Below are 18,960 nucleotides of genomic sequence, written 5' to 3'. Positions count from 1 at the left end.
GTGCGGGAGCGAATGGGGTGTTCGCATCGACTCCTCCGGATGAGCTGATCAATTGGTTTGGCAGCCGAACGAACTATAGTGTGATCAGAGTCTCAGAAGGTGTTTGCTCTGTCAAGGGTGCGGGCGAAAAGTTGCTGGTCAAGTGGTCTTCGCCAGTGTTGGCTCGTGTTCGTGTCGGAGGTTTTGTTCCTTCGTGTGCAGTATGGCGTTCTGGATCACACTGGGTTAGTTTATCCACTATCCTTATTCGAGAAGGGGGAACCCAGTGCGCGGCCACGGCGACGAAGCCAACCGGGACAGCCGGCGGGGAGCCATCGCTCAGTCCGCCGTGCGGCGGAGCAATCTGGCCCGGGTGCTCGGTGAGGTCAGGTTCTCCGGAACGCATTCCCGCGCGGCGCTGGCCACGCGGACCGGGCTCACCAAGGCCACGGTGTCCAACCTCGTCAACGAGCTGATCGAACGGGGCCTGGTCCGTGAGACCGGCAGGCGGCAGGCGGGCAACGTCGGCCGACCGGGGCGGATACTCGAACTCGACGGCGGGTCCTCGGCGGCGCTGGGGCTGGAGGTCAACGCGAACTACCTCGCCGTGCGAGCGGTCGACCTAGCGGACCGGGTGCTGCTCGATCGCCGGATCGCCTTCGACGCCGTCCGGGTGGGCGCCTCCCGCACGGTGGGGGAGCTGGCACGGCTCGCCGGCGAGGCCATCGCCGAGCTTGCGGAGTCGGGAGCGCATCTGGTCGGCATCGGGGTGGCGGTTCCCGGTCTGGTGGACGTGCCGAGCGGCACCGTGCGCTACGCGCCGAACCTGTACTGGCAGGACGTGCCGATCACCGAGTGGCTGCGCCGTCGACTCGCCCTCGGTGAGGAGACCACGATCACGGTCGACAACGAGGCCAACCTGGCCGCGTTGGCCGAGTTCGGCGACGAGTCGAACACGGTCTCGGAACTCGTGTACCTGACGGGAGAACTCGGCATCGGCGCCGGGTTGATCTCCGAGGGTGGACTGTTGCGGGGGTCGGACGGCTACAGCGGGGAGATCGGGCACGTTCCGGTGGATCCCTACGGGCGAAAGTGCCGCTGCGGGCAGAACGGTTGCCTGGAAACCAAGATCGGACTCGCGGCGGCGGCCCGGACCGCCGCGCCGGATCTGGTCGGGACCTTCCGCGAGCCCGAGGAGCAGGCGCGCATACTGCTCCGCCGTGCGGAAGCCGGCAACCCACAGGCGCTGACCGGGCTCGACGAGATCGGGCGTTGGCTCGGTGTCGGGATCTCGATCGCGGTCAACATGCTGAACCCGGGGGGCGTGGTGCTCGGTGGTTACTTCGCCACGGTCTCGCCCTACGTGGTTCCGACCGCGATGCGGGAGCTGCGAGCTCGAACGGTCGCGGGGGAAACGGCGGTGTGTCCCATCACCGCCTCGGTCCACGGTTTCACCGCGGCGGTGCGGGGCGGGACGAGCGTCATCACCGAGGAGGTCTTCCGGGATCCCTCCCGGGTCCCCGCCGGGGCGGGGGAGAAGCACCGCGCGACGGGGGAGTCGTAGTCGCTGTGTCCCGTCGCCGCGGCGGGAACCACGTTCGATTGAGGCAGAGAGAGTTTCTAGAGGTACTGGAGCGCGATCTCTCGAACAACATCCTGTGTGGCTACTCACCGTTGTAATACGCTCTCCGCGAGAAAGTGATCTTGTGGAGGTAAGCATGATCAATGAATCCGCCTTGGAACTCCGAGTGCCCGTGGCAGGTAACGCCGTTCTCGAGGAGCGGTTGCTGCGTTCGTTGCGTACCCACCTCGCGGAGGTGGAAGGAGTGAACATCCGAATCACGGCTGACTCCGAGCCCGCCTCGGGTGGGGAGAAGAGCGGCTCCGTACTCGGGGAACTCGCTCTGGCGATCGCTCTGGTGACCACGGGGAAGGGCACCGTTTCCGTACTGCTGGAAAGCATCCGGGCCTGGTCGGCCAAGCAGCATGACCGCATCGTGCATCTCCGGACTAAGGACGGTGCGGAGTACAGGCTTCCACCTGACACGGACGAAACCCAGCGGCATCTCGTCGAACGAATCCTGGAGAACGAACGCTCGTGAGTGACCACCTGTACAAGCGAGCACTGCTAATCGGGACTGAGAGCTACGACGACCCTGATCTGGGGGAGCTGCGGTGCGCGAGAGCCGACATCACCCAGCTGCGACAGGTACTGGAACACCCCGCTATCGGGGCGTTCACCGATGTAGGAGTGGTACTCGATCCGACCGCCGTGGAGATGTCGCGAGTGATCGCGGAGTTCCTCGGCGGTCTCGGAGCCCAGGATCTGGGATTGCTCTACATCAGCGGTCACGGCACACGGGTTCTTTCCAGTGGAGAGTTCTTCTTCCTCGCCTCCGACAGCGACAGTTCCGACGCTGACAGCATAGAGAACACCGGCGTCGGAGCGTCCTTCGTCAACGAATACTTGGAGCTGTGTGCCGCCCCGCAGAAGGTCGCGATGCTCGACTGCTGTTACAGCGGTGGTTACAGTCTCGGAATACGTACTCGTGAGTCTAAGTCGGCTGGCCCTTCCCCCAAGCTTCTCAACAGTCGTGGCGTCTATGTCGTTTCCTCGTCCGGGCCGAACGAGAAGTCCTGGGGCGGCGAGGAAACACCGGATGGTCCACTTCCTTCGGTGTTCACGGGTGAAGTGCTCGAGGCGTTGCGTACCGGACGCTGCGACACCGACAATGACGGTCTCGTATCCGTGGACGAGTTGTTCCGATACGTCAGCAACCGGATGCGGAACCGTGAGGATGCCGAGTCGGAGCAGTTCCCCACCTTCTCGTCCGACAAGGTCAACGCGGACATCGTGCTGGCACGTGCGTACTCGGGTCCCCCGCTAAAACCTGCTCCCGCGCCTTCGGCCGAGGAAGCGAAGTCGCTGCCCCGAACGGTTGCCTCGGACACGGGATCGGAAACCCGCTGGTCCGTGTTGTTGGACTATTACCGTCGGTGTCTTCGAGACGGTGAGGACACTATGCCCCTTATGGGGGTTGACCAGTCTGATGAGCGTTATGTGTGTCTAACGGGCAGCGAGTGCCTGCTCTCGGGAGACTTGGACGAGAACGGGACGCTCCCCGTGCCGGAGGAAGCGACGTCTTTCGTTGACCAGACCGTGCACGACGGTGACGAGCTCTGGTACGGCTATCCGGCTGTGGTGCTGCGACATGACGCCCGTGGGCAGCGGTATCGGACGCCCCAGTTCGCCCCACTGTTCGTCCGCCGTGTTCATGTGGTCTCAGACGACGAGGGCAACGAACGGCTCGAACCCCAGGGAGAGATCCTTCCACATCCGCAGTTGGCGGAACGGACGATGGGAACTGAGGGAGCAGCCAAGCTCAGGGAGACCTTTTATTCTCACTGGCGCGCTGGTATGCACAACCAGCTCGTGCAGGAGACAAGCTACTACCTCCGTGAGGAGTTCCGACTCCGGGAGGTCGAGCCGTTGCGTCCGCTCGAACTGGAACCGAATATCGATCGCAGGACCCCTGCGGAAGGTGCGCGCAACGCTGCCGTCCTGTTTTCTCTGCCCACACGGAATCAAGCGAACAAGAAGCTACTCGAAGAGCTCGAGAAGATAGCCACATCGGACACGAAAACACTCCGCAGAACCGCGTTGTCGCCTTTGCTTACCGGCGAGATCGAGTGGGACGAGACCAGGAGATGGCAACGGGTCGCGCCCCGACCGCTGAACGAAAGACAGGAGGAGATTCTCGCGTCCGCGATGAGCAGGACGCTCACCGTCGCGACCGGACCTCCGGGGACGGGCAAGAGTCAACTCGTGGCCAATCTCGTCGCCACCGCGGTGTCCGCAGGCCAGTCAGTGTTGATGACTTCCAGCAACAATCGCGCAGTGGATGAGGTGTGGCAGCGCTGTTCGGATCTCGTGCCGGGCTCGCTGATCCGTACCGGCAGCGCCTACACACGGGTCAACTACCGGGATAAGGAGCGGGAGGAACTGCGGAAAGTACTCGACAACGACGGATCGAACACGAATCGTGCCACTGTCTCCGCCGAACTCAAGTGGGCCAATGAGGAGTTGGATCAGGCCAGGAAGTGGATCGCCACCAAGGCCGAGTGTGAGAGTGAGCTGCTGTCGTTGGGGGAACAGCGTGCCGAACTCGTCGGGCAGTTGGACGACACGCTCGCGGGGCTGTCTCGCGAGCTCGGTGGCAGAACCGATCTGGAGTCTCTCGCCCGTCGGGCCGAACGCGTAGCCGGAGCGAGGTGGTTCGGGCGTCGACGTCGTGCGAGGTTCCTGCGCAGGAATGTGAGGAAGGGGATAAACCCCACATCGGAATTGTGCGAATCTATCGGGCGGTGGGCCAGGATCGAGCGGCTGTGGCGCGAGGCGGTCGTGCGTGCCGATGCTTTGGCCGGGGATGACACCCAACGGGAGAATCTGGAACAAGCGAACCGGAGACTGCACGAACTGTCCCGTCGGATGCTCGAACAGAGTGTCGCCGACGCGGCCCGTGCGGGACGGCAAGACATCCTCGCACTACTCCACGCGCAGGGGAAGGACTGGTCCGAGCTTCGGACGGTGCTTCGCCACGTGCGCGGCTGGGCGGTCACGAACCAGAGTGCGAGCCGGTTTCCGCTCGCACCGAGACTGTTCGACCTCGCGATCGTGGACGAGGCGAGTCAGTGCTCGATCCCCCAGGTGCTTCCGGTGCTTTACCGGGCCAAACGCGTGCTGATCATCGGAGATCCGATGCAGTTGCCTCCCGTGGTGACGCTCAGCAGCACGCGGGAGGCCGAAGCGCGTCGCGAAGCCGGTATCGACGGAGGCTGGCTGGAAGAACAGCGCCGTACCTATCATCGACACTCCGCGTTCCATGCCTTCCGTCGGCATACGGGCGGGAGTCTGCTGCTCGACGAGCACTTTCGCTGCCATCCGCGTATCGCCACCGTGTCCAACGCCTCGTTCTACGGCCGTCAACTTGCCGTGCTCACCGATGTGGGTAGACAGCGTGGTATCGACCGCCCTCCAGTGGTGTGGTCCGATGTGTCAGGGCGAGCCCAGCGCCAACGTGACGGTTCGTGGGTGAATCAGGACGAGGCTCTTCGGGTGGTCGAGTCGGTGCGGTATCTGCTTCGAAAACTTCCCGAAGACGGTGAGGTGGGGATCGTGACCCCGTTCGCCGCGCAGGCGAAGCTGTTGCAGCGATGGTGTGGCGACGAAGATCGTGTCCAGGTGGGCACCGTGCACCGGTTCCAGGGGTCTGAACGTGACGCGATCGTGTTCTCTCTGGTAGCGGGTGCTGAGGTAAAACCCGGTACCCGGGCGTGGCTCAACAACCAGTGGAACCTCTGGAACGTCGCGATCACTCGCGCACGTTCCCACCTCATCGTGGTAGGTGACCGTGAGGTATGGCGTAAACAGGGCGGCATCGGCGGGTACCTCGCCGAGATCGCCGGCAATGATGGGAGCGGTCCGTGGGATGAGCCGGATCTTACCGAGGATCGCCTCCTGATGAGGCTGTACAAGCAGCTCAGCTCTCGTACGAGTGGTGAGTGTTCGTTGGCGGAGGAGGTGCGCGGCCACCGTGCCGACGTGCTGGTTAGCGAAGGGGCCGGAGAGACCGCCGTATTACTCGACAGGGGGTACGGTGAGATGCCTCCCGGGCGTCATCTTCGCTTACGGTACGAACACAGCCGACTGCTGGCGGCCCCGGAGGAGGGGCGCGCCGCGTTCCGCGTGCCCGCATGGCGGCTCTTCGACGAGAGGTTCCTCGGACGGGAGGACGGTGGCATCCGCCCGCTCGGCGGGCGGTGACGGTGCGCGGGCCGGTAGCGGTCCCGCACCGGGCGGGACCGTGACGGCGAACATGTGATCCGTGCGATGCCGGGAATACCCCTTCCGGTCGAGCGCGTTCGAACGGTTGGCCGGAAAAACTGTGTCAGAATCTGTCACAGTATCTGTGTGGAAGGGTGCGTTTGCCATGGGTGTTCCGCTGTCCATCCTCGATCTCGCCAACGTCGGTCGGGACGAGACCCCGGGTGACAGCCTTCGGGCCAGCATCGATCTGGCGCAGCGAGCCGAGCGGTGGGGGTACCGGCGCATCTGGTACGCCGAACACCACAACATGCCGCGCATCGCCTCCTCGGCGACCAGCGTCATCATCGGACACATCGCCGCGCACACCAGTTCCATCCGCGTCGGCGCGGGTGGCATCATGCTGCCGAACCACGCTCCGCTGACCGTCGCCGAGCAGTTCGGAACGCTGGAGACCCTGCACCCGGGACGGATCGATCTCGGCCTGGGCAGGGCGCCGGGCAGTGACCAGCAGACCGCGCGGGCGCTGCGCCGCGATCCGAAGGCCGCCGAGACCTTCCCGCAGGACGTGCGGGAGCTGCAGGGCTACCTGGGCGAGGAATCCCTGGTGCAGGGGGTGCAGGCCGTGCCGGGCAGGGGGACCGGCGTCCCGCTCTACATCCTGGGCTCCTCGCTGTTCGGCGCCAAGCTCGCCGCCGCGCTCGGGTTGCCGTACTCGTTCGCCTCGCACTTCGCCCCGAACGCGCTGGAGGACGCGGTCTCGGTCTACCGGCGTCAGTTCACCCCGTCCGAGCAGCTGTCGCAACCCCACGTCATCGCGGGAGTCAACATCGTCGCCGCCGACTCGGCCGAGCAGGCGCGGGAGCAGTTCCAGGCCGCCAAGCGCAGCAGGCTGCGGTTGCTCACCGGCCGGAACCTGACCCGGGAGGAGGCCGACAGCGCCCTGGACTCACCCGCCGGGCAGCAGGCTCAGCAGATGCTGACTTACTCCGCGGTCGGGACCGCCGACGAGGTCAGGAACTATCTGGACGGTTTCGCCGAGCACGCCCGGGCCGACGAGCTGATGGTCACCTCGCTGGCACCCGAGCGGGACGCCTGGCTGCGCTCCTTCGAACTGGTGGCCGAGGTCAGCGGAATGGTCGACGCGGCGGCCTGACGCCGAGCGCCGCCATCCCTTCGGTGATACTCTCTCCCGGTTCCGGGGTTCCGCCGTTCTTCGCGGCGTGTGCCCGGGTGTGTACGCTGCCGGATTGGTAGACGATTCCGGCTGTGGGGAGTGGGTGGCATGTCGATCGGGGAACCGGCGTGGAGCGAGGGCATCGACGTCACGACGCCGAACGCGGCGCGGATGTACGACTACTACCTCGGCGGGTCGCACAACTTCGCCGCTGACCGGAGCGCGGCCGAGCGGGCGGTGTCGATCACGCCGGCCATGATCCCGGGTGCGCGGGCCAACCGGGCGTTCCTGCAGCGGGCGGTCCGCTTCTGCCTGGACCAGGGGATTCGCCAGTTCCTGGACCTTGGGTCCGGCATTCCGACGGTGGGGCACGTGCACGAGATCGCCCAGGCGCGGGACTCCTCGGCACGTGTGGCCTACGTCGACAACGAGCCCGTGGCCGTGGCCCACACCCGCCAGCTCCTCGAAGGAGTGACGGGAGCCACGATCAGCCCGGCGGACCTGCGTCGGCCCGAGGAGGTGCTGGCCGAACCGGGGGTCACCGGGCTGCTCGACTTCGACGAGCCGATGGCGGTGCTCGCGGCGGCCGTGCTGCACTTCATCGGCGACGATGAGCGCCCCGCCGAGATCGTCGACTCCTACCGCCGGGCCGTGGCGCCGGGCAGTTTCCTGGTGGTCTCGCACATCACCGACCACTACGACGAGCCCGACCGCGTCGAGGAGATCTCGCGGCTGTACCGCGACACCAGCCACACGGCCATGCACCGTTCGGTGGAGGAGTTCGCCGCGCTGTTGGGGGATCTCGAACTGGTGGAGCCGGGGCTGGTGCACGCCGTCGACTGGCACCCGGATCCGGGCGAGGTCCCCGAGGGGGCCCGCAACGCGTTCTGGGCCGCGGTCGGCAGGTGCTGAGCTTTCCCCTCGTCCTGCTTTCAGTCGTTCGCCGGCGTCCCAGCTCGTTTCGCCCGTTCGGCCTCCTGCCGCAGCGCCTTGTGGTGGATCAGCCGAAAGATGTAGGTGAGGATTCCGAAGAAGATGCTCTTCCACAGCAAACTCATCGGAAGCTCCAACGAGACGGGGCCTCCGGACACGTAGGACAGTGTCGGGAGGACCACCGCGGCCAGTCCGGTCAGGCCACATAAGGAAGCGCAGACAGCGGTGAACCACCACACCGTCCTGCTCGATGCCTTCACCTGTGCATTGGGTGGGGAGTAGCGCTGCATGCTCCCACGCTATCGGTGTGCCTCGTCCCGGCTCGGCGGAGATCGTCGAACGCCGCGGAACCGTGATCGCGGTGTCGGTGCGGTCCTGGATTCCGCCGATCGGCGCTCGTGGTCACCACACGACCTCATCGGTCACTCCGACCCGGTCTGATCACGTGGTGGTCTTGCTCAGTCGTTCGTCCGCTCGGCTTCCTGCCGCAGTGCCTTCTGCTGGATCGAGCGCCAGCTGTATATCTGGATGCCGAATGTCAAGGTGCAGAACAGCCATGACAGCAGGAACTGAGGCGAGCCGATTCGTCCGGTCACGTAGGGCGTGGCGAGGTAGAGCACCACGACGGCTCCGCTCAGCGCGCACAGGACGACGCAGGCGACCATGATCCGCCGTGCCGTCCGGCTCGACACCTTGACGGGCATATCCGGTGGCACGTATCGCCGCATGGTCTCAAGGTACCCAGCTACCGGCGCACTTCACGACGGGGATCATCGGCCGTTGCGGGACCGTGATCGGAGCGGTAGCCGGTGCGGCGAGCAACGCGCTGAGGTGTGCGTTGACTCCTGACCGAGCATCAGTCCCGCGGTGTCTCTCCCGCGAAAAGGAGAAGGAAGCGCGTGTGATCTCCATGAACCCGGCCGAACCGACAGTTGGAACAGCTTCCCCGCGAGCGGAGTGGTTTCCGGTGAGCGGTTCGTGCGACCGGCTGTCCGTCTCACCGTGGTGAAGCGCTGCCCCAGGTTGCCGAGGCAACGTTCTTCGGCAACCGTGCGGGGCGAGCGTTCCTGGGCGGACCGGCTCACTGGCCGATCGGAAGGTATCCGGTCCATTGGGTTTGAGCGATCAGCTCTTTCTTGTCCCGGAGTTCCACCTGGAACTTCAGGGAGCCGCTTTCCCGCATGTTGTAGTTACAGTCGTCCCTGCCGGCGTCGCCACCGTCCGCGCACGCTCCATCGCGGCCGTAGTCGGTGTGCCAGTCCGTTCTGATGTGCATACCGTCCTTGTATCCATCATAGGCGGTCACATGATCGCCTTTATTCCTGAAGCACCCCGTACCGCGGTAGATGTTCTTGTAGTAGCCACGGACACACCACTTCCCAGGGGCCGCTTTGCGTACCTTCATCGTCAGCTCGTCGGCATCTCGCGGTGCCGTGGCCGACGTGGTCGACGCCGGATGATCGGATGCTGTCGAGCCTCGAAGGGCTGATGCTTCCGCTATGGCGGGCGCCAGCCCGACCGACAGCACGAAGGCGGCGATCGTCGAAATCAGAATTGGTAGACGTTTCGACATTCGGGGAACCTCCTTTACGGGTGAGGGGTTCGACATGGTCGGATGTCGGCCACTCGTCGTTATTCCCGTTTTGCGTATCTCCATCGCTGCTCGGCAGAGACAGCTGTTCCAGATTGCGCGCTCCGTAGCAGCTGCCACCAGCCGCCAATCAGGTAGTGCGGAGCCACTGTCGAGTGTTGTCGCGCGAGCCGATCCCGCCGCGTTGGTAAGCCGGTCATACGGAGGAGGCGAGATGCGTCGTCATCCCGCTGATCATTCCTATGGTGTGCGCGGGTTCCCCGGTTCCGGGGCCCGGCTCGCTGGGCGATGAACCCGCCGGGGAAGCGGGCGAGAACCGTCGGGTCGTGGGGTCATTCGTGGGGAGTCTTTTCGCTGGTGGGAGCGTGGCGGTCGCGGATCGGCCCCTGGCATCGTGGCTCGCTCGCCGGCAGTGGCGGTGAGTGCGCTCGGCTCGTCGCGGTTCTCGAACAGCGTGGCCGCGAGCTCGTCGGTCGTGTTCCGGCGCCTGTCGGGCGGGAATTGTTCGCCGTCGAGTCGGTGGGCGACTTCGTCCACAAAGCATCTCCCACGTGGCGACGGGAGCGGCACAGCTGCCCGCACGAACCGCTCACCGGGGCCGGAAAGCCGCCACTGTCGGCTTGTAGCGCGGCGGCGAGCAGGCAGCGGTCATCGATCCGGGCCGTCAGCTGGGGGCGGTGTGTCGGACGCGCTCGACGTTTCCGAGTTCCGAGTCCGCTTCGCGCGTGCCCGCCGGGCCGCGGGCGCGGTAAGCCACGCCCGTCCGCCGGCTCACGGCCGCCGAACTCCGATATCCGGCGCCGGGCCGCCCACCGCCCGGCCGGTGCCTGCCCCGAGGGCCATCGGCCGAGCGGTGTCCGACCGGTACTCGCGGCCCACCACACGATCACGTCGACTCCACCCGACCGATCGTGTGGTGGTGGCCCTACGCGCCCCCTCCGCTCACCAGCCATGACCCGCCTGGTGCGGCGGTGGTGTCAGGCGTCCTTCTCGTCCACGAGCGGTGTGACGGCACGCAGCCGCTGCTGCGCCTTGGCGCTGAGCTGTCGCCAGCCGAACCGGCGCACCACCGCCCGGAACAGTCCCTTCTCGTCCAGCCAGCCGTGCAGCAGGGCCTGTTCTCCGAGCACGGTCGCCAGCTCGCGGGGTGGAATCTCGTCGATGGTGCGCGGCCCGGCGGTGCGGACCCGCGCCTCCGGTTGTTCGGGCAGCCGGAAGGTGCGGTGAGCGATTCGGTTGTCTCCCAGCGGGTTGTCCTCCACCAGCATCTCGTGGCGCACGGCCGTGGAAATGCCCTCGTTGAGGGTTTTGGAGATCTCCCCGGTGCGCCGTCCGCCGTAGGCGCGGGCGTAGAGCCTGGCCAGTCGGTCCCCGAGCACCGGCCCCTCGGTGGCCACGATTTCCGTCAATCCTTCGGCGAGCTGCTTGCGCGCGAGGTGCTGCGGATGCGGCAGCGTGCCGCTGTACTCCACGTACTCGGCGTGCTCGGAAATCGAGGTCTCACCGCTCGGCTCGGACGCCTCGGCGGTTTCCCCGGTGTCTCCGGCGACCGAGTCGGGGTCGTCGTCCGGCTCGGGTTCCGAACCTCCGATCACGGTCTCGTGCCCGGTGGTCTCGTCCTCCTCCGGTACCACGAGCGGCGCGGCCGCTCGCCCGACGACGTCCGACTCGGCGGTACCGTCCTCCACTGCCCTAGCCGGGACCGGTTCGGACGGTTCCGCGATCACCACCTCCGCGGTGCCGACCGCCGCGGCCTCGACCGCCGTCGCTGTCGCGACCGACTCGGTGACGGCCGCCGCACTCGCCTGCTCCACGGCTTCCGGTTCGGCTCCGCGCGGATGGATCCCCTGCTCACTCAGGGCCTTCCAGAGCGAGTCGAGTTCCTGAGCCTGGTCCACGTAGAACGCCGACTCCCGGATGCGGTGGAAGGTCCAGCCGCAGCGCTCCAGCTCGCGCTGCCGTGTCAGGTCGCGCTCGTAGGCTTCCGGGCCGTGCCAGGCGTCGCCGTCGCACTCCACCGCCAGTCGCGCCTTGCTGCCGATCACCACCAGGTCGATCTTGTAGGGCTCCACGGAGTACTGCGGGATCACCGAGTAGCCGCGCTCGACCAGCCGGTTGAACACCCGCTGTTCGAACAGCGAGTCGAACCTGGTGTCACGGTGTTCCTCGGAGACCGCGCTCACCAGTTCGTCCGAGTCACTTCGGGCAGCGCCGTCGATCATGCTGTAGCAGTGCTCCAGCAGTTGGTAGCGCATGTCCTCCCGGTTGTGCAGCTCGGAAAGGCCCACCGAGTGGAACAGCCAGACCTGATCCTTGGCGCGGGAGACCGCCACGTTGTAGCGCTGCACGTGTTGCGGCGCGGTCAGCGAGCTGATCCGCTTGCCCTCCCTGGCTGCCTCCACCATGGACAGGAAGATCACGTCGCGCTCGGCGCCCTGGAAGTCGGGTGGGGTGCCGCACCGCAGCTGACGTCGTTCGATCTCCTGCGGCGAGAGCCGTTCCAGCAGCTTCCGCTCGATCAGCCGGGCCTGCCGCGCGTCCCCGAGCAGCGAGATGACCCCGAAGGTCTTCCCGTCGTAGCGCGGGTCGGCCGCGCAGCGCACGATCTCCTCGACCAGTGCCTGGGCCTCGGGCTCGTTCACCTCGCCCTTCCGGTGGCCCTCGGTGACGTGGCGGGCCCGGAACGGTTCGAGCCTGTCGGCGTCGTACTGGCGCACCGGGCTCAGCCTGATGTTGTCCGGTCGGTAGGCGATGCGGTTGGAGAACTCGATGATCTCCGGCACGCACCGCCGGTGCTCGGTCAGCGTGATCTGGCCGCCGTAGCGCATCTTGGCGTCGTCGAACAGGCTGTGCAGCGGGTCCTGCCAGGCGTTGCGATAGCGGTCGTCGGCGATGTACTGCCCGGCGAGGTTGCGCAGGTCCTCCTGGTCCAGGCCCACGCCCATCGGCGAGACCTGCTTGTCGTCGCCGATGACGACCATTTTCGGCGCCAGGTACTGCAGGAACACCGCCTCCAGCCCGGCCTGCGACGCCTCGTCCACCACGACCACGTCGAACATGTCCGGCTGGATCCGGAACTGTTCGGCGATCCGGTAGATCGGCATGATCCACACCGGCACGGACGGCCTGCAGCGCATCATGGCCTCGCGGATCTCCGAACGTCGCCGTTCGGCGTGGGTTCCGGTGCCCTTGCCCAGTCGGCGGACCAGGTTGGAGTAGTTACGCAGATCGGCCCGTGCGCCGCCTCCGAGCCGTTCCGGGGCGACGGCGTGGCTCCATGCCCGTGTGGCGTACAGCCGCTCGCTCTGCTCCCGGATCACGTTCTCCAGACTGTTGATCCTGGCCCGCAGTTCGTTCTCGTCGACCGTGTGCTGCCGCAGCACCCAGTCCCGCACGGCCAGCCATCGCCAGGCCGCCTCGAAGTCCGCCAGCCGCTCGGCCCAGAGCTCCGCCGTGGTGTCGGCGGCCTCGATCTCCGTGCGCAGCCGAGGTAGGGCTTCGCTCAGCCGCTGTTCCAGCTCGTCGCGCCTCCGGAGGCGTCGTCGGATCTCCAACAGGTGCAGCAGCCTGCGGTGGTGCGCGGCGTAGTTGTCGATGTCGCGTGCCCGCGCGGCCTCCAGCAGCGCGTGGACGCACTCACCGGTGTCGGACCAGCGTGTCTCACCCGCCAGCTGGTTCTCGAGCTCCCGCAGCGGCGCGCTCGCCGCAGCCGTGGCCTCCACGGCTGCCGCGGCGTCTGCCAGTGCGGCGTAGCGCCGCACCGCCGCGAGGTCGTTCCAGTCGGGTTTCGGCAGTCCCCGCCGGGACAGGTGCTGTTCCTCGGTGGCCAGTTCCTCGCCGAGACTCAGCACCCGTTTCAGCTGGTTGACCTGGGCGAGGTGCCAGTCCAGCCGTTCGCGGAACGTGTCCTCGGCGGTGATCACCATGTCCTCGGGCCATGCCTGGTCCAGCGCGATCAGCGCTCGGTAGCACTCGGCCCAGTGCAGGAAGGCCCGCAGTTGTTCGACCGTGGTGGGGCAGCGGCCGTTGAGCCGAACCTGCCGGAAGAGCGGTTCGGCGTGTTTGATCCACTTGGCGGTGAACATCCCGAGCTTGACGCTGCCGTCGGATCGGGTCTTGATCCTCCCACCGTTGTTCAGCTGTTCGAGTGCTCCCGTGGCCAGGCTCGTCAGCGTGGGGATGTCGCCCGCGACCCGCACCTCGGTCAGCGGGTCCAGCTCTTGCAACGTGGTTTCGCAGCGTTCGGCGAGTTCGTCGATCCGGCTGGCGCGGGAACGCCAGACCTCACCACGGCCCGAGAGCACGTCGTGCAGGGCGGTGCTCAGCCACTCCTGCGAACCTCCCGCGAGTTCATCGGCGGTGTCGGCGAGTTCGAGCAGGCGTTGCCGCAGCGACTGCCGCGTCGCCTGGTCCAGTGCGCTCACCGCGTCGAACGCGGCGTGCCCCTTGAGTTCGCCGTGCCGCTGTTCCTCCTCGCCCGCCTTGGACTCGGCGGCGACCAGATCGGCGAACTCCTCGGGCGCGGCGATCTCGGCGGGGTCGACCAGTCGTTGCCGTGCCCACGGTTCCTCCGCCGACATCTCCCGGTCGTACAGCGCGGCGCGCCACTCGTTGATCTCGGCGTTGTCCAGCGGCGGTGCGCTGTCGGCCGAAACCGAGGCGAACTCGGCCAGCCACTCGTAGCGTTCCGCGTCGGCGGCGTGCCGCTGGGCGATCGTCGACAGCGTGCCCTGATAGCCGCCCACGGAGTGTTCCCTGGTCTCGTGCTGCCTGGCCTCGACCAGCTGGTGGTGCAGCCTGGCGCGTTCCCGCCGCGCCTCCTCGATCCGGTTCGAGCACTCCGTGACGATCTCGGTGGCGCGCTCGTCGTCGTACTCCTCGGTGTTGTCGGCGATCGTGTCCACGGCCACCCGCAGGTCCGACATGTCCTGCCGCGAGCTTCCCACCACTGCCACCGACAGCGGTTTGATCTCCTCGGGGAGCTTGTCGCGCACCTCCTGCAGCGCGCGGTCGGTGTGCGCGGTGACCAGCACGCGCTTGCCCTGCGCGAGCAGGTGCGCCAGCAGCGCGGCCGTGGTGTGGGTCTTGCCGGTGCCGGGCGGGCCCTGCACCAGGGTCTGCGGTTTCGAGTCGACGTGCCGCACCACCCGCAGCTGCTTCTCGTTGACCGGAAGCGGGAGGAAGGTCTCCTCGTCGACGTTCTCCCGACCGTCGGTGGAGCCGATGTTCTCGGAGCCGACGGGCTGCTGGTCGGGGTCGACCAGCGGACGCACTCCCGAGGGGACGACGCCGGTCTCGGCGAGCTGCTCGGCGATCGACTCGAAGATCCGCACGATCCCGCGCTGCGAACGCTTCCGGGTGATGATCGCGGGGGCGAAAGTGGCGACGGGGTGGGACTGGGCGCGCGCGGGCTCGTCCTCGTCCCGGTACTGGCCGTCGGGGTCGAGGGTGTGCACGAACCGGCGGATCACTCCGGCCAGTTGTTCCCGGTCGAGCGGGTGGGAGTCCAGTGTGGCGGCCTCGGCGGCCAGCTCGTTGAGCTTCTCGGCGTCGGTGAGCAGCTCGGGGGCGAGCATGTCCCGTTCGAGGGTGAACTCGTCCGCGCTCTCCTCGGAACGAACGACGGTGAGTGTGCCGGAGTCGTCGTCGAGGTGGACACCGGCGGCGGTGGTCAGCAGGTGCCGTTCGATCCGGGGGCGGCTGTCGGGCTGCCAGCTCAGGCAGCCGATTCCCAGCACCAGTTCCAGCGACTCAGGGTTGTTGCCGATCTCGGTGTAGGTGCTGAACAGCTCGTTGTAGAGCTCCCGCACCGGCCGATCGGCCAGTTCCCGCTCGGCCCAGAGGCTCCACTCCGCGAGCCAGTCCTCGTGGTCCTCGTCGATCTCCGGGTGGTTCTCGCGCCGCAGCCGTTCCGTGCCGAGCTCGTCGCTGCCGCGTTCGGTCGTCGGTGCGGCGGCGGCCGGAACCGTGTCGCGCGGCCGGGGCGTTTTCGCCGGGTCGTCGATCGGGCCGTCGAGCCATTCGGCCAGCCGCGTCGACGGCTGGGGCGGGTCCTGTTTGGGCAGCCGTTCGACGCTGAGCACGTACTCGCTCTCGGCGGGGTCGCTGTCGCGGCCCGCGAGCGAGACGGCCGGGTGCTCGGGGATTCCACTCGTCCAGCGAACCGACTGGTACTTCTCGACGGTGTGGATCGGGGTGGTGCGCAGTCGTTGCGCTTCGCCGAGGAACTGGAACAGCCGTCGCGCGCGGTCGGCCAGCGGGTCGTTCTCCCGGATCGGCGGTCGCGCTTCGTCTTCGGTGCTCGGGTCTTCGGTGCCTGGGCCCTCGATGTTCGGAGCTTCGGTGTCCGGTTGGTCGGGGGAGTCCGGCCCCGCTTGCTCCCTGCCGATCGTCAAAGTTGTTCTCCTCGCGGGGATCGCGTTGTCGAAACGGGCGGGCGACTTCCTGTCGCGCGGGCGCGTCGTCGGTGTTCGGGACGACAGTGCTTTCGAACGAGCAGCCGCCGATTTCCGGCGTATCGTGTTCCGCCGCTGTTCTAGCACTCGCCGTTCGGGTTCCGGCAGGGCAGGTGGGTTGTCGGTGTGCCGGCAGCGACGGTGTCCCGAGTGGCCGAGCGGGACGGACGGCCATCGCGGTGGGGCTCGGCCGCCCGTTGTCGAGTCGTGCTCTTCGATCACCCGGACAGCTGCTACCTGCCCGCTGTCGGGTCACCCGGATCGAGCGCGGCGGTAGATTCCGCCGATCGAGTGACCCGGCGTCCCGGGTAGTGCGAGACCATCCAACCAGAAACCCAGGTCTGCACCCCGTCTCGCCGCACAGCGCGAGCCCTGTCCTGTCGCCGGTACGCTTGTTCTCAGTCCAGAGTCGTTCCCGAGGGCGAGCAGGTGCTGCTCGGGTTCAGCGGTGGCGGCTCGGGCGCGGCGGCCGAACCGGAGAAGGTCACGCTGGCCGAGCTGCTGGCCGAGTTCAACGAGCGACACGGCACCAACCTCGGCGAGCACGACATGCTCGCCGACGTGGAGCGGGTCATCGCGGACGGGCACGTGCGGGCGGCGGCGCTGAACAACAGTGAGGAGACCTTCGCCGACGTGTTCGACTCCAGGTTCGAGGACAAGGTGATCGAACGCGGCGAGGACAACACCAAGTTCCTGCGGAAGTTCCTGGACGACCAGGAGGCGCGGGACGACTACATCCGACTGGCGCGCAGGCGGGCCTACGAGATGATTCACCGGGAGGTTGCCTGACCAGTGCGGGGGAGTTTCGTGGGTGGTCGGGTGGCTGGTGCGGCGATTTCGCGAGAAATCGCCGACCACAGGAGTTGGGTGGTGGAATCTCACGGCTCGTCTCGTTGCGGCAACACCGACATCGGGTAGCTACTGCACGACGTCGGGCCTTCCTCGCGAGAGCCGTACGAGAGAATCCGCCGACTCCTCCCGGTGATTTGCAGTCACGCCCTAGGCGACGATGTCCGGCAACGGTTGCAGGATGGCACCGGTGAAATCGCCGCGTACCCAGGTCACCGACTGTGGCCGTGCGCCGCCTGTACGGCAGAACTCCCGGACGGCGGTGCGGGCCTGTTCGAGGGGAAGTGCGCTGCGTGGGTCATGGTCGTACGGGTAGCCAGGATCGATGACCAGGCGGGGTGGGGTGCTCAACGGAGCGTCCATGCCGAAGGAGACGAACGTTTCCATCGTGGCTTCTCCTCGGAAACCCATCCAGGTCAGCGCAGCATAGCCCGCGGAGGGATTGCTGGCGAGCTGGAGGAAGTTGTCCGGTGCCCACTCAAGGACCTCATCGGTCCAGGGTTGGGCGGCGCAGTAGAACTGGGCCACCTCACCCGGTGGAAGCGGCGCATCCGTCGATCCAGGCAGGGAACAATCGATGGCCTCATCGATCACACGGTCAACGTCGTCCCAGCGCTCCACGTGATGAAACTGGTCATGAACGAGTGCGCTGATGATCATGATGGGTGAGCAACAGAGGGGTCGGACTGCTCACGCCATGTGACTAGCTGAGGGAGTTCACCCGTCTCCAGGAATTCGGTGACAAGGCGTGTCAACGTAGGAAACGAGAGCCCGTTTCCGGCACGCATCGTGTGCGAACGGCTGGTGTGGTACTCCCGCGAGGCCGGGTCTCCCACTGCCTGGCACCAATGCCCCGGTCCGGTGTACTCGGCGTAGCCGTATCCACCAGCGACCGCGATCTTGAGCGAGTGATCAGGGGCCAACCGGCCCGTCCGTGGGTGCTGTTTCATCGGTCGAGATTCGTGGGTCAGTATCGCTTCGTTCGCATTCGGGTCCGACAGCTCCGCCAGGAACGTCTCCACCTCGCTGTCCGTCACCAGAGTTGATTCGCGAAGGTTCTCAGTCACCGTGCTATCCGGTTCTAATTCGAAGTGCTTGGCACGAATTGTCACGACGGTTCCCTCCCCACGTAGCGCGCTCGTTCCCCGTTGTCGCATGGCTCGACGGTAGCCCCGCCAACCGACAGTGGAAGCTCTCCAATGGACGAAGCCGTTGCGAAAGATCCTCTCCCGCGTCAAAAGTCAGCCGACCGTGTCGGAATCGCTACGTAGGCACGCCACGCCAGTCGTGGTGCAGTGCTGTCCGGTGTGGACGATCAGCGAGTTAGGGCTCAGGAGCGCGGCCAGCACCCGCTGCCCGTCCGGGGCGCCCCCACAACCGCTGATTCGCCGTCTCACGCCGCCCAGCCGCGAGCCGCACCAGCGTCGACACTCCCGGCGACAGCACCTTCCGTTCGCGCACCCACACCACGGCCGCATGAACAGCGCCTTCGGCCCCTCTCTGGTGGTCCAGGCGCGGACCTCGATCCACTCGCCCAGCTCGCCCTCGACGTCGGAGAACTCCCGCCACTTCAAACAAATGGAGGATCGTAAACACCCATCCGAAGTATGTTTCTATGCATTTGACTGAATTGAATTTTCGCTTGGATGCTGTCAAACGAAAATAGGGCACTATGGTGATCATCATAGTGCCTTGTGCTGATTGTGTGGTCGCTGTGATTATCGCTCCTGCGATTGCATAAATCGATTGGGGTCAAGGGTTATTCGCAGTCGGCTGAGATCATGTAAGTTTCTATTTGTTCAACTCTCCTCGAACTATCTGGGGTATCACATGGTGAAACGTTCGGCAGTACGTGTTACGACACTGGCACTTTCGGCGGCTTTGGCAATTGGTTTATCCGGAGGGGTGGCGCAGGCCGCGACCGACCGACCCGCTACGCAAGAACACACTTGTGTTGCGGACACGTCGAGGAAGGAGATGGCGTAAGCAGCGGACAACCCCGAAAAGCCACGGGACACGCGGTACGTCGAAGAGCTCGATCCGGACAAAATCGATAAATTCAACGAGCACTTGGTCGAGGCCGGTAACGACCCACTTCCGGAAGATGCCACGGAGCTGGAATTTCGTACGGATGGCTCTGTAATCGTCCATC

12 protein-coding genes are annotated in these 18,960 nt (G+C 66.2%); 6 read left to right on the top strand and 6 right to left on the bottom strand.

The annotated features are described in order from the left end of the window. The first annotated feature begins 265 nt into the window (after positions 1 to 265). The 5 genes from BLQ75_RS06750 to BLQ75_RS06730 all read left to right on the top strand — a co-directional run bounded on the left by BLQ75_RS06750 (position 266) and on the right by BLQ75_RS06730 (position 7,892). Positions 266 to 1,543, top strand: coding sequence for an ROK family transcriptional regulator (locus BLQ75_RS06750; RefSeq protein WP_092599399.1), 1,278 nt, complete (start codon positions 266 to 268; stop codon positions 1,541 to 1,543). A gap of 154 nt (positions 1,544 to 1,697) precedes the next feature. After that, a complete protein-coding gene (locus BLQ75_RS06745) occupies positions 1,698 to 2,081 on the top strand; it encodes an effector-associated constant component EACC1 (protein ID WP_092599396.1) in 384 nt (127 codons plus the stop codon). Continuing rightward, positions 2,078 to 5,803, top strand: coding sequence for a caspase, EACC1-associated type (locus tag BLQ75_RS06740; RefSeq protein WP_092599393.1), 3,726 nt, complete (start codon positions 2,078 to 2,080; stop codon positions 5,801 to 5,803). The genes BLQ75_RS06745 and BLQ75_RS06740 overlap by 4 nt, the downstream gene beginning before the upstream one ends. A gap of 166 nt (positions 5,804 to 5,969) precedes the next feature. Next, positions 5,970 to 6,959, top strand: a complete 990-nt coding sequence (locus BLQ75_RS06735; RefSeq protein ID WP_092599390.1) for an LLM class flavin-dependent oxidoreductase — start codon at positions 5,970 to 5,972, stop codon at positions 6,957 to 6,959. Positions 6,960 to 7,088: 129 nt separating this feature from the next. Then, complete coding sequence (locus BLQ75_RS06730) at positions 7,089 to 7,892, top strand: SAM-dependent methyltransferase (protein ID WP_092599387.1); 804 nt, start codon at positions 7,089 to 7,091, stop codon at positions 7,890 to 7,892. Positions 7,893 to 7,912: 20 nt separating this feature from the next. On the opposite strand, the gene BLQ75_RS06725 is transcribed toward BLQ75_RS06730, so the two are convergent. From BLQ75_RS06725 to BLQ75_RS06710, 4 genes are all read right to left on the bottom strand, one after another. After that, complete coding sequence (locus BLQ75_RS06725) at positions 7,913 to 8,203, bottom strand: hypothetical protein (RefSeq protein WP_139182936.1); 291 nt, start codon at positions 8,201 to 8,203, stop codon at positions 7,913 to 7,915. 168 nt (positions 8,204 to 8,371) lie between these two features. Then, positions 8,372 to 8,641, bottom strand: a complete 270-nt coding sequence (locus BLQ75_RS06720; RefSeq protein ID WP_139182935.1) for a hypothetical protein — start codon at positions 8,639 to 8,641, stop codon at positions 8,372 to 8,374. 353 nt (positions 8,642 to 8,994) lie between these two features. Beyond that, entirely contained in the window at positions 8,995 to 9,486 is a 492-nt protein-coding gene (locus BLQ75_RS23005) for a hypothetical protein (protein WP_139182934.1), read from the bottom strand. A 995-nt stretch (positions 9,487 to 10,481) separates the two neighbouring features. Then, positions 10,482 to 15,899 carry an AAA domain-containing protein gene (locus BLQ75_RS06710; RefSeq protein ID WP_244515285.1) on the bottom strand — a complete coding sequence of 1,806 codons (5,418 nt, stop codon included), beginning with the start codon at positions 15,897 to 15,899 and terminating at the stop codon, positions 10,482 to 10,484. A 489-nt stretch (positions 15,900 to 16,388) separates the two neighbouring features. Between BLQ75_RS06710 and BLQ75_RS06705 the strand changes: the two genes are divergently transcribed. Next, complete coding sequence (locus BLQ75_RS06705) at positions 16,389 to 16,748, top strand: hypothetical protein (protein ID WP_092599375.1); 360 nt, start codon at positions 16,389 to 16,391, stop codon at positions 16,746 to 16,748. A gap of 210 nt (positions 16,749 to 16,958) precedes the next feature. Here BLQ75_RS06705 and BLQ75_RS06700 read toward each other — a convergent pair whose 3' ends face one another. Further along, a complete protein-coding gene (locus BLQ75_RS06700) occupies positions 16,959 to 17,468 on the bottom strand; it encodes an Imm1 family immunity protein (RefSeq protein WP_092599372.1) in 510 nt (169 codons plus the stop codon). Further along, the gene (locus tag BLQ75_RS06695) at positions 17,465 to 17,920 is read right to left on the bottom strand and encodes an Imm1 family immunity protein (RefSeq protein ID WP_170837366.1); all 456 of its coding nucleotides are present in this window, start codon (positions 17,918 to 17,920) and stop codon (positions 17,465 to 17,467) included. The genes BLQ75_RS06700 and BLQ75_RS06695 overlap by 4 nt, the downstream gene beginning before the upstream one ends. Positions 17,921 to 18,960: the final 1,040 nt, after the last annotated feature.

It is taken from the genome of Actinopolyspora xinjiangensis, from assembly GCF_900104475.1.
In the GTDB taxonomy this organism is placed as follows: Bacteria; Actinomycetota; Actinomycetes; order Mycobacteriales; family Pseudonocardiaceae; genus Actinopolyspora; species Actinopolyspora xinjiangensis.
This window is presented reverse-complemented; position numbering and strand designations above follow the sequence as displayed.

Coding starts and splice junctions, on each gene's coding strand:
- BLQ75_RS06730 (WP_092599387.1), top strand. CDS start 7,089: ATGTCGATCGGGGAACCGGCGTGGAGCGAGGGCATCGACGTCACGACG.
- BLQ75_RS06745 (WP_092599396.1), top strand. CDS start 1,698: ATGATCAATGAATCCGCCTTGGAACTCCGAGTGCCCGTGGCAGGTAAC.
- BLQ75_RS23005 (WP_139182934.1), bottom strand. CDS start 9,486: ATGTCGAAACGTCTACCAATTCTGATTTCGACGATCGCCGCCTTCGTG.
- BLQ75_RS06725 (WP_139182936.1), bottom strand. CDS start 8,203: ATGCAGCGCTACTCCCCACCCAATGCACAGGTGAAGGCATCGAGCAGG.
- BLQ75_RS06720 (WP_139182935.1), bottom strand. CDS start 8,641: ATGCGGCGATACGTGCCACCGGATATGCCCGTCAAGGTGTCGAGCCGG.
- BLQ75_RS06735 (WP_092599390.1), top strand. CDS start 5,970: ATGGGTGTTCCGCTGTCCATCCTCGATCTCGCCAACGTCGGTCGGGAC.
- BLQ75_RS06700 (WP_092599372.1), bottom strand. CDS start 17,468: ATGATCATCAGCGCACTCGTTCATGACCAGTTTCATCACGTGGAGCGC.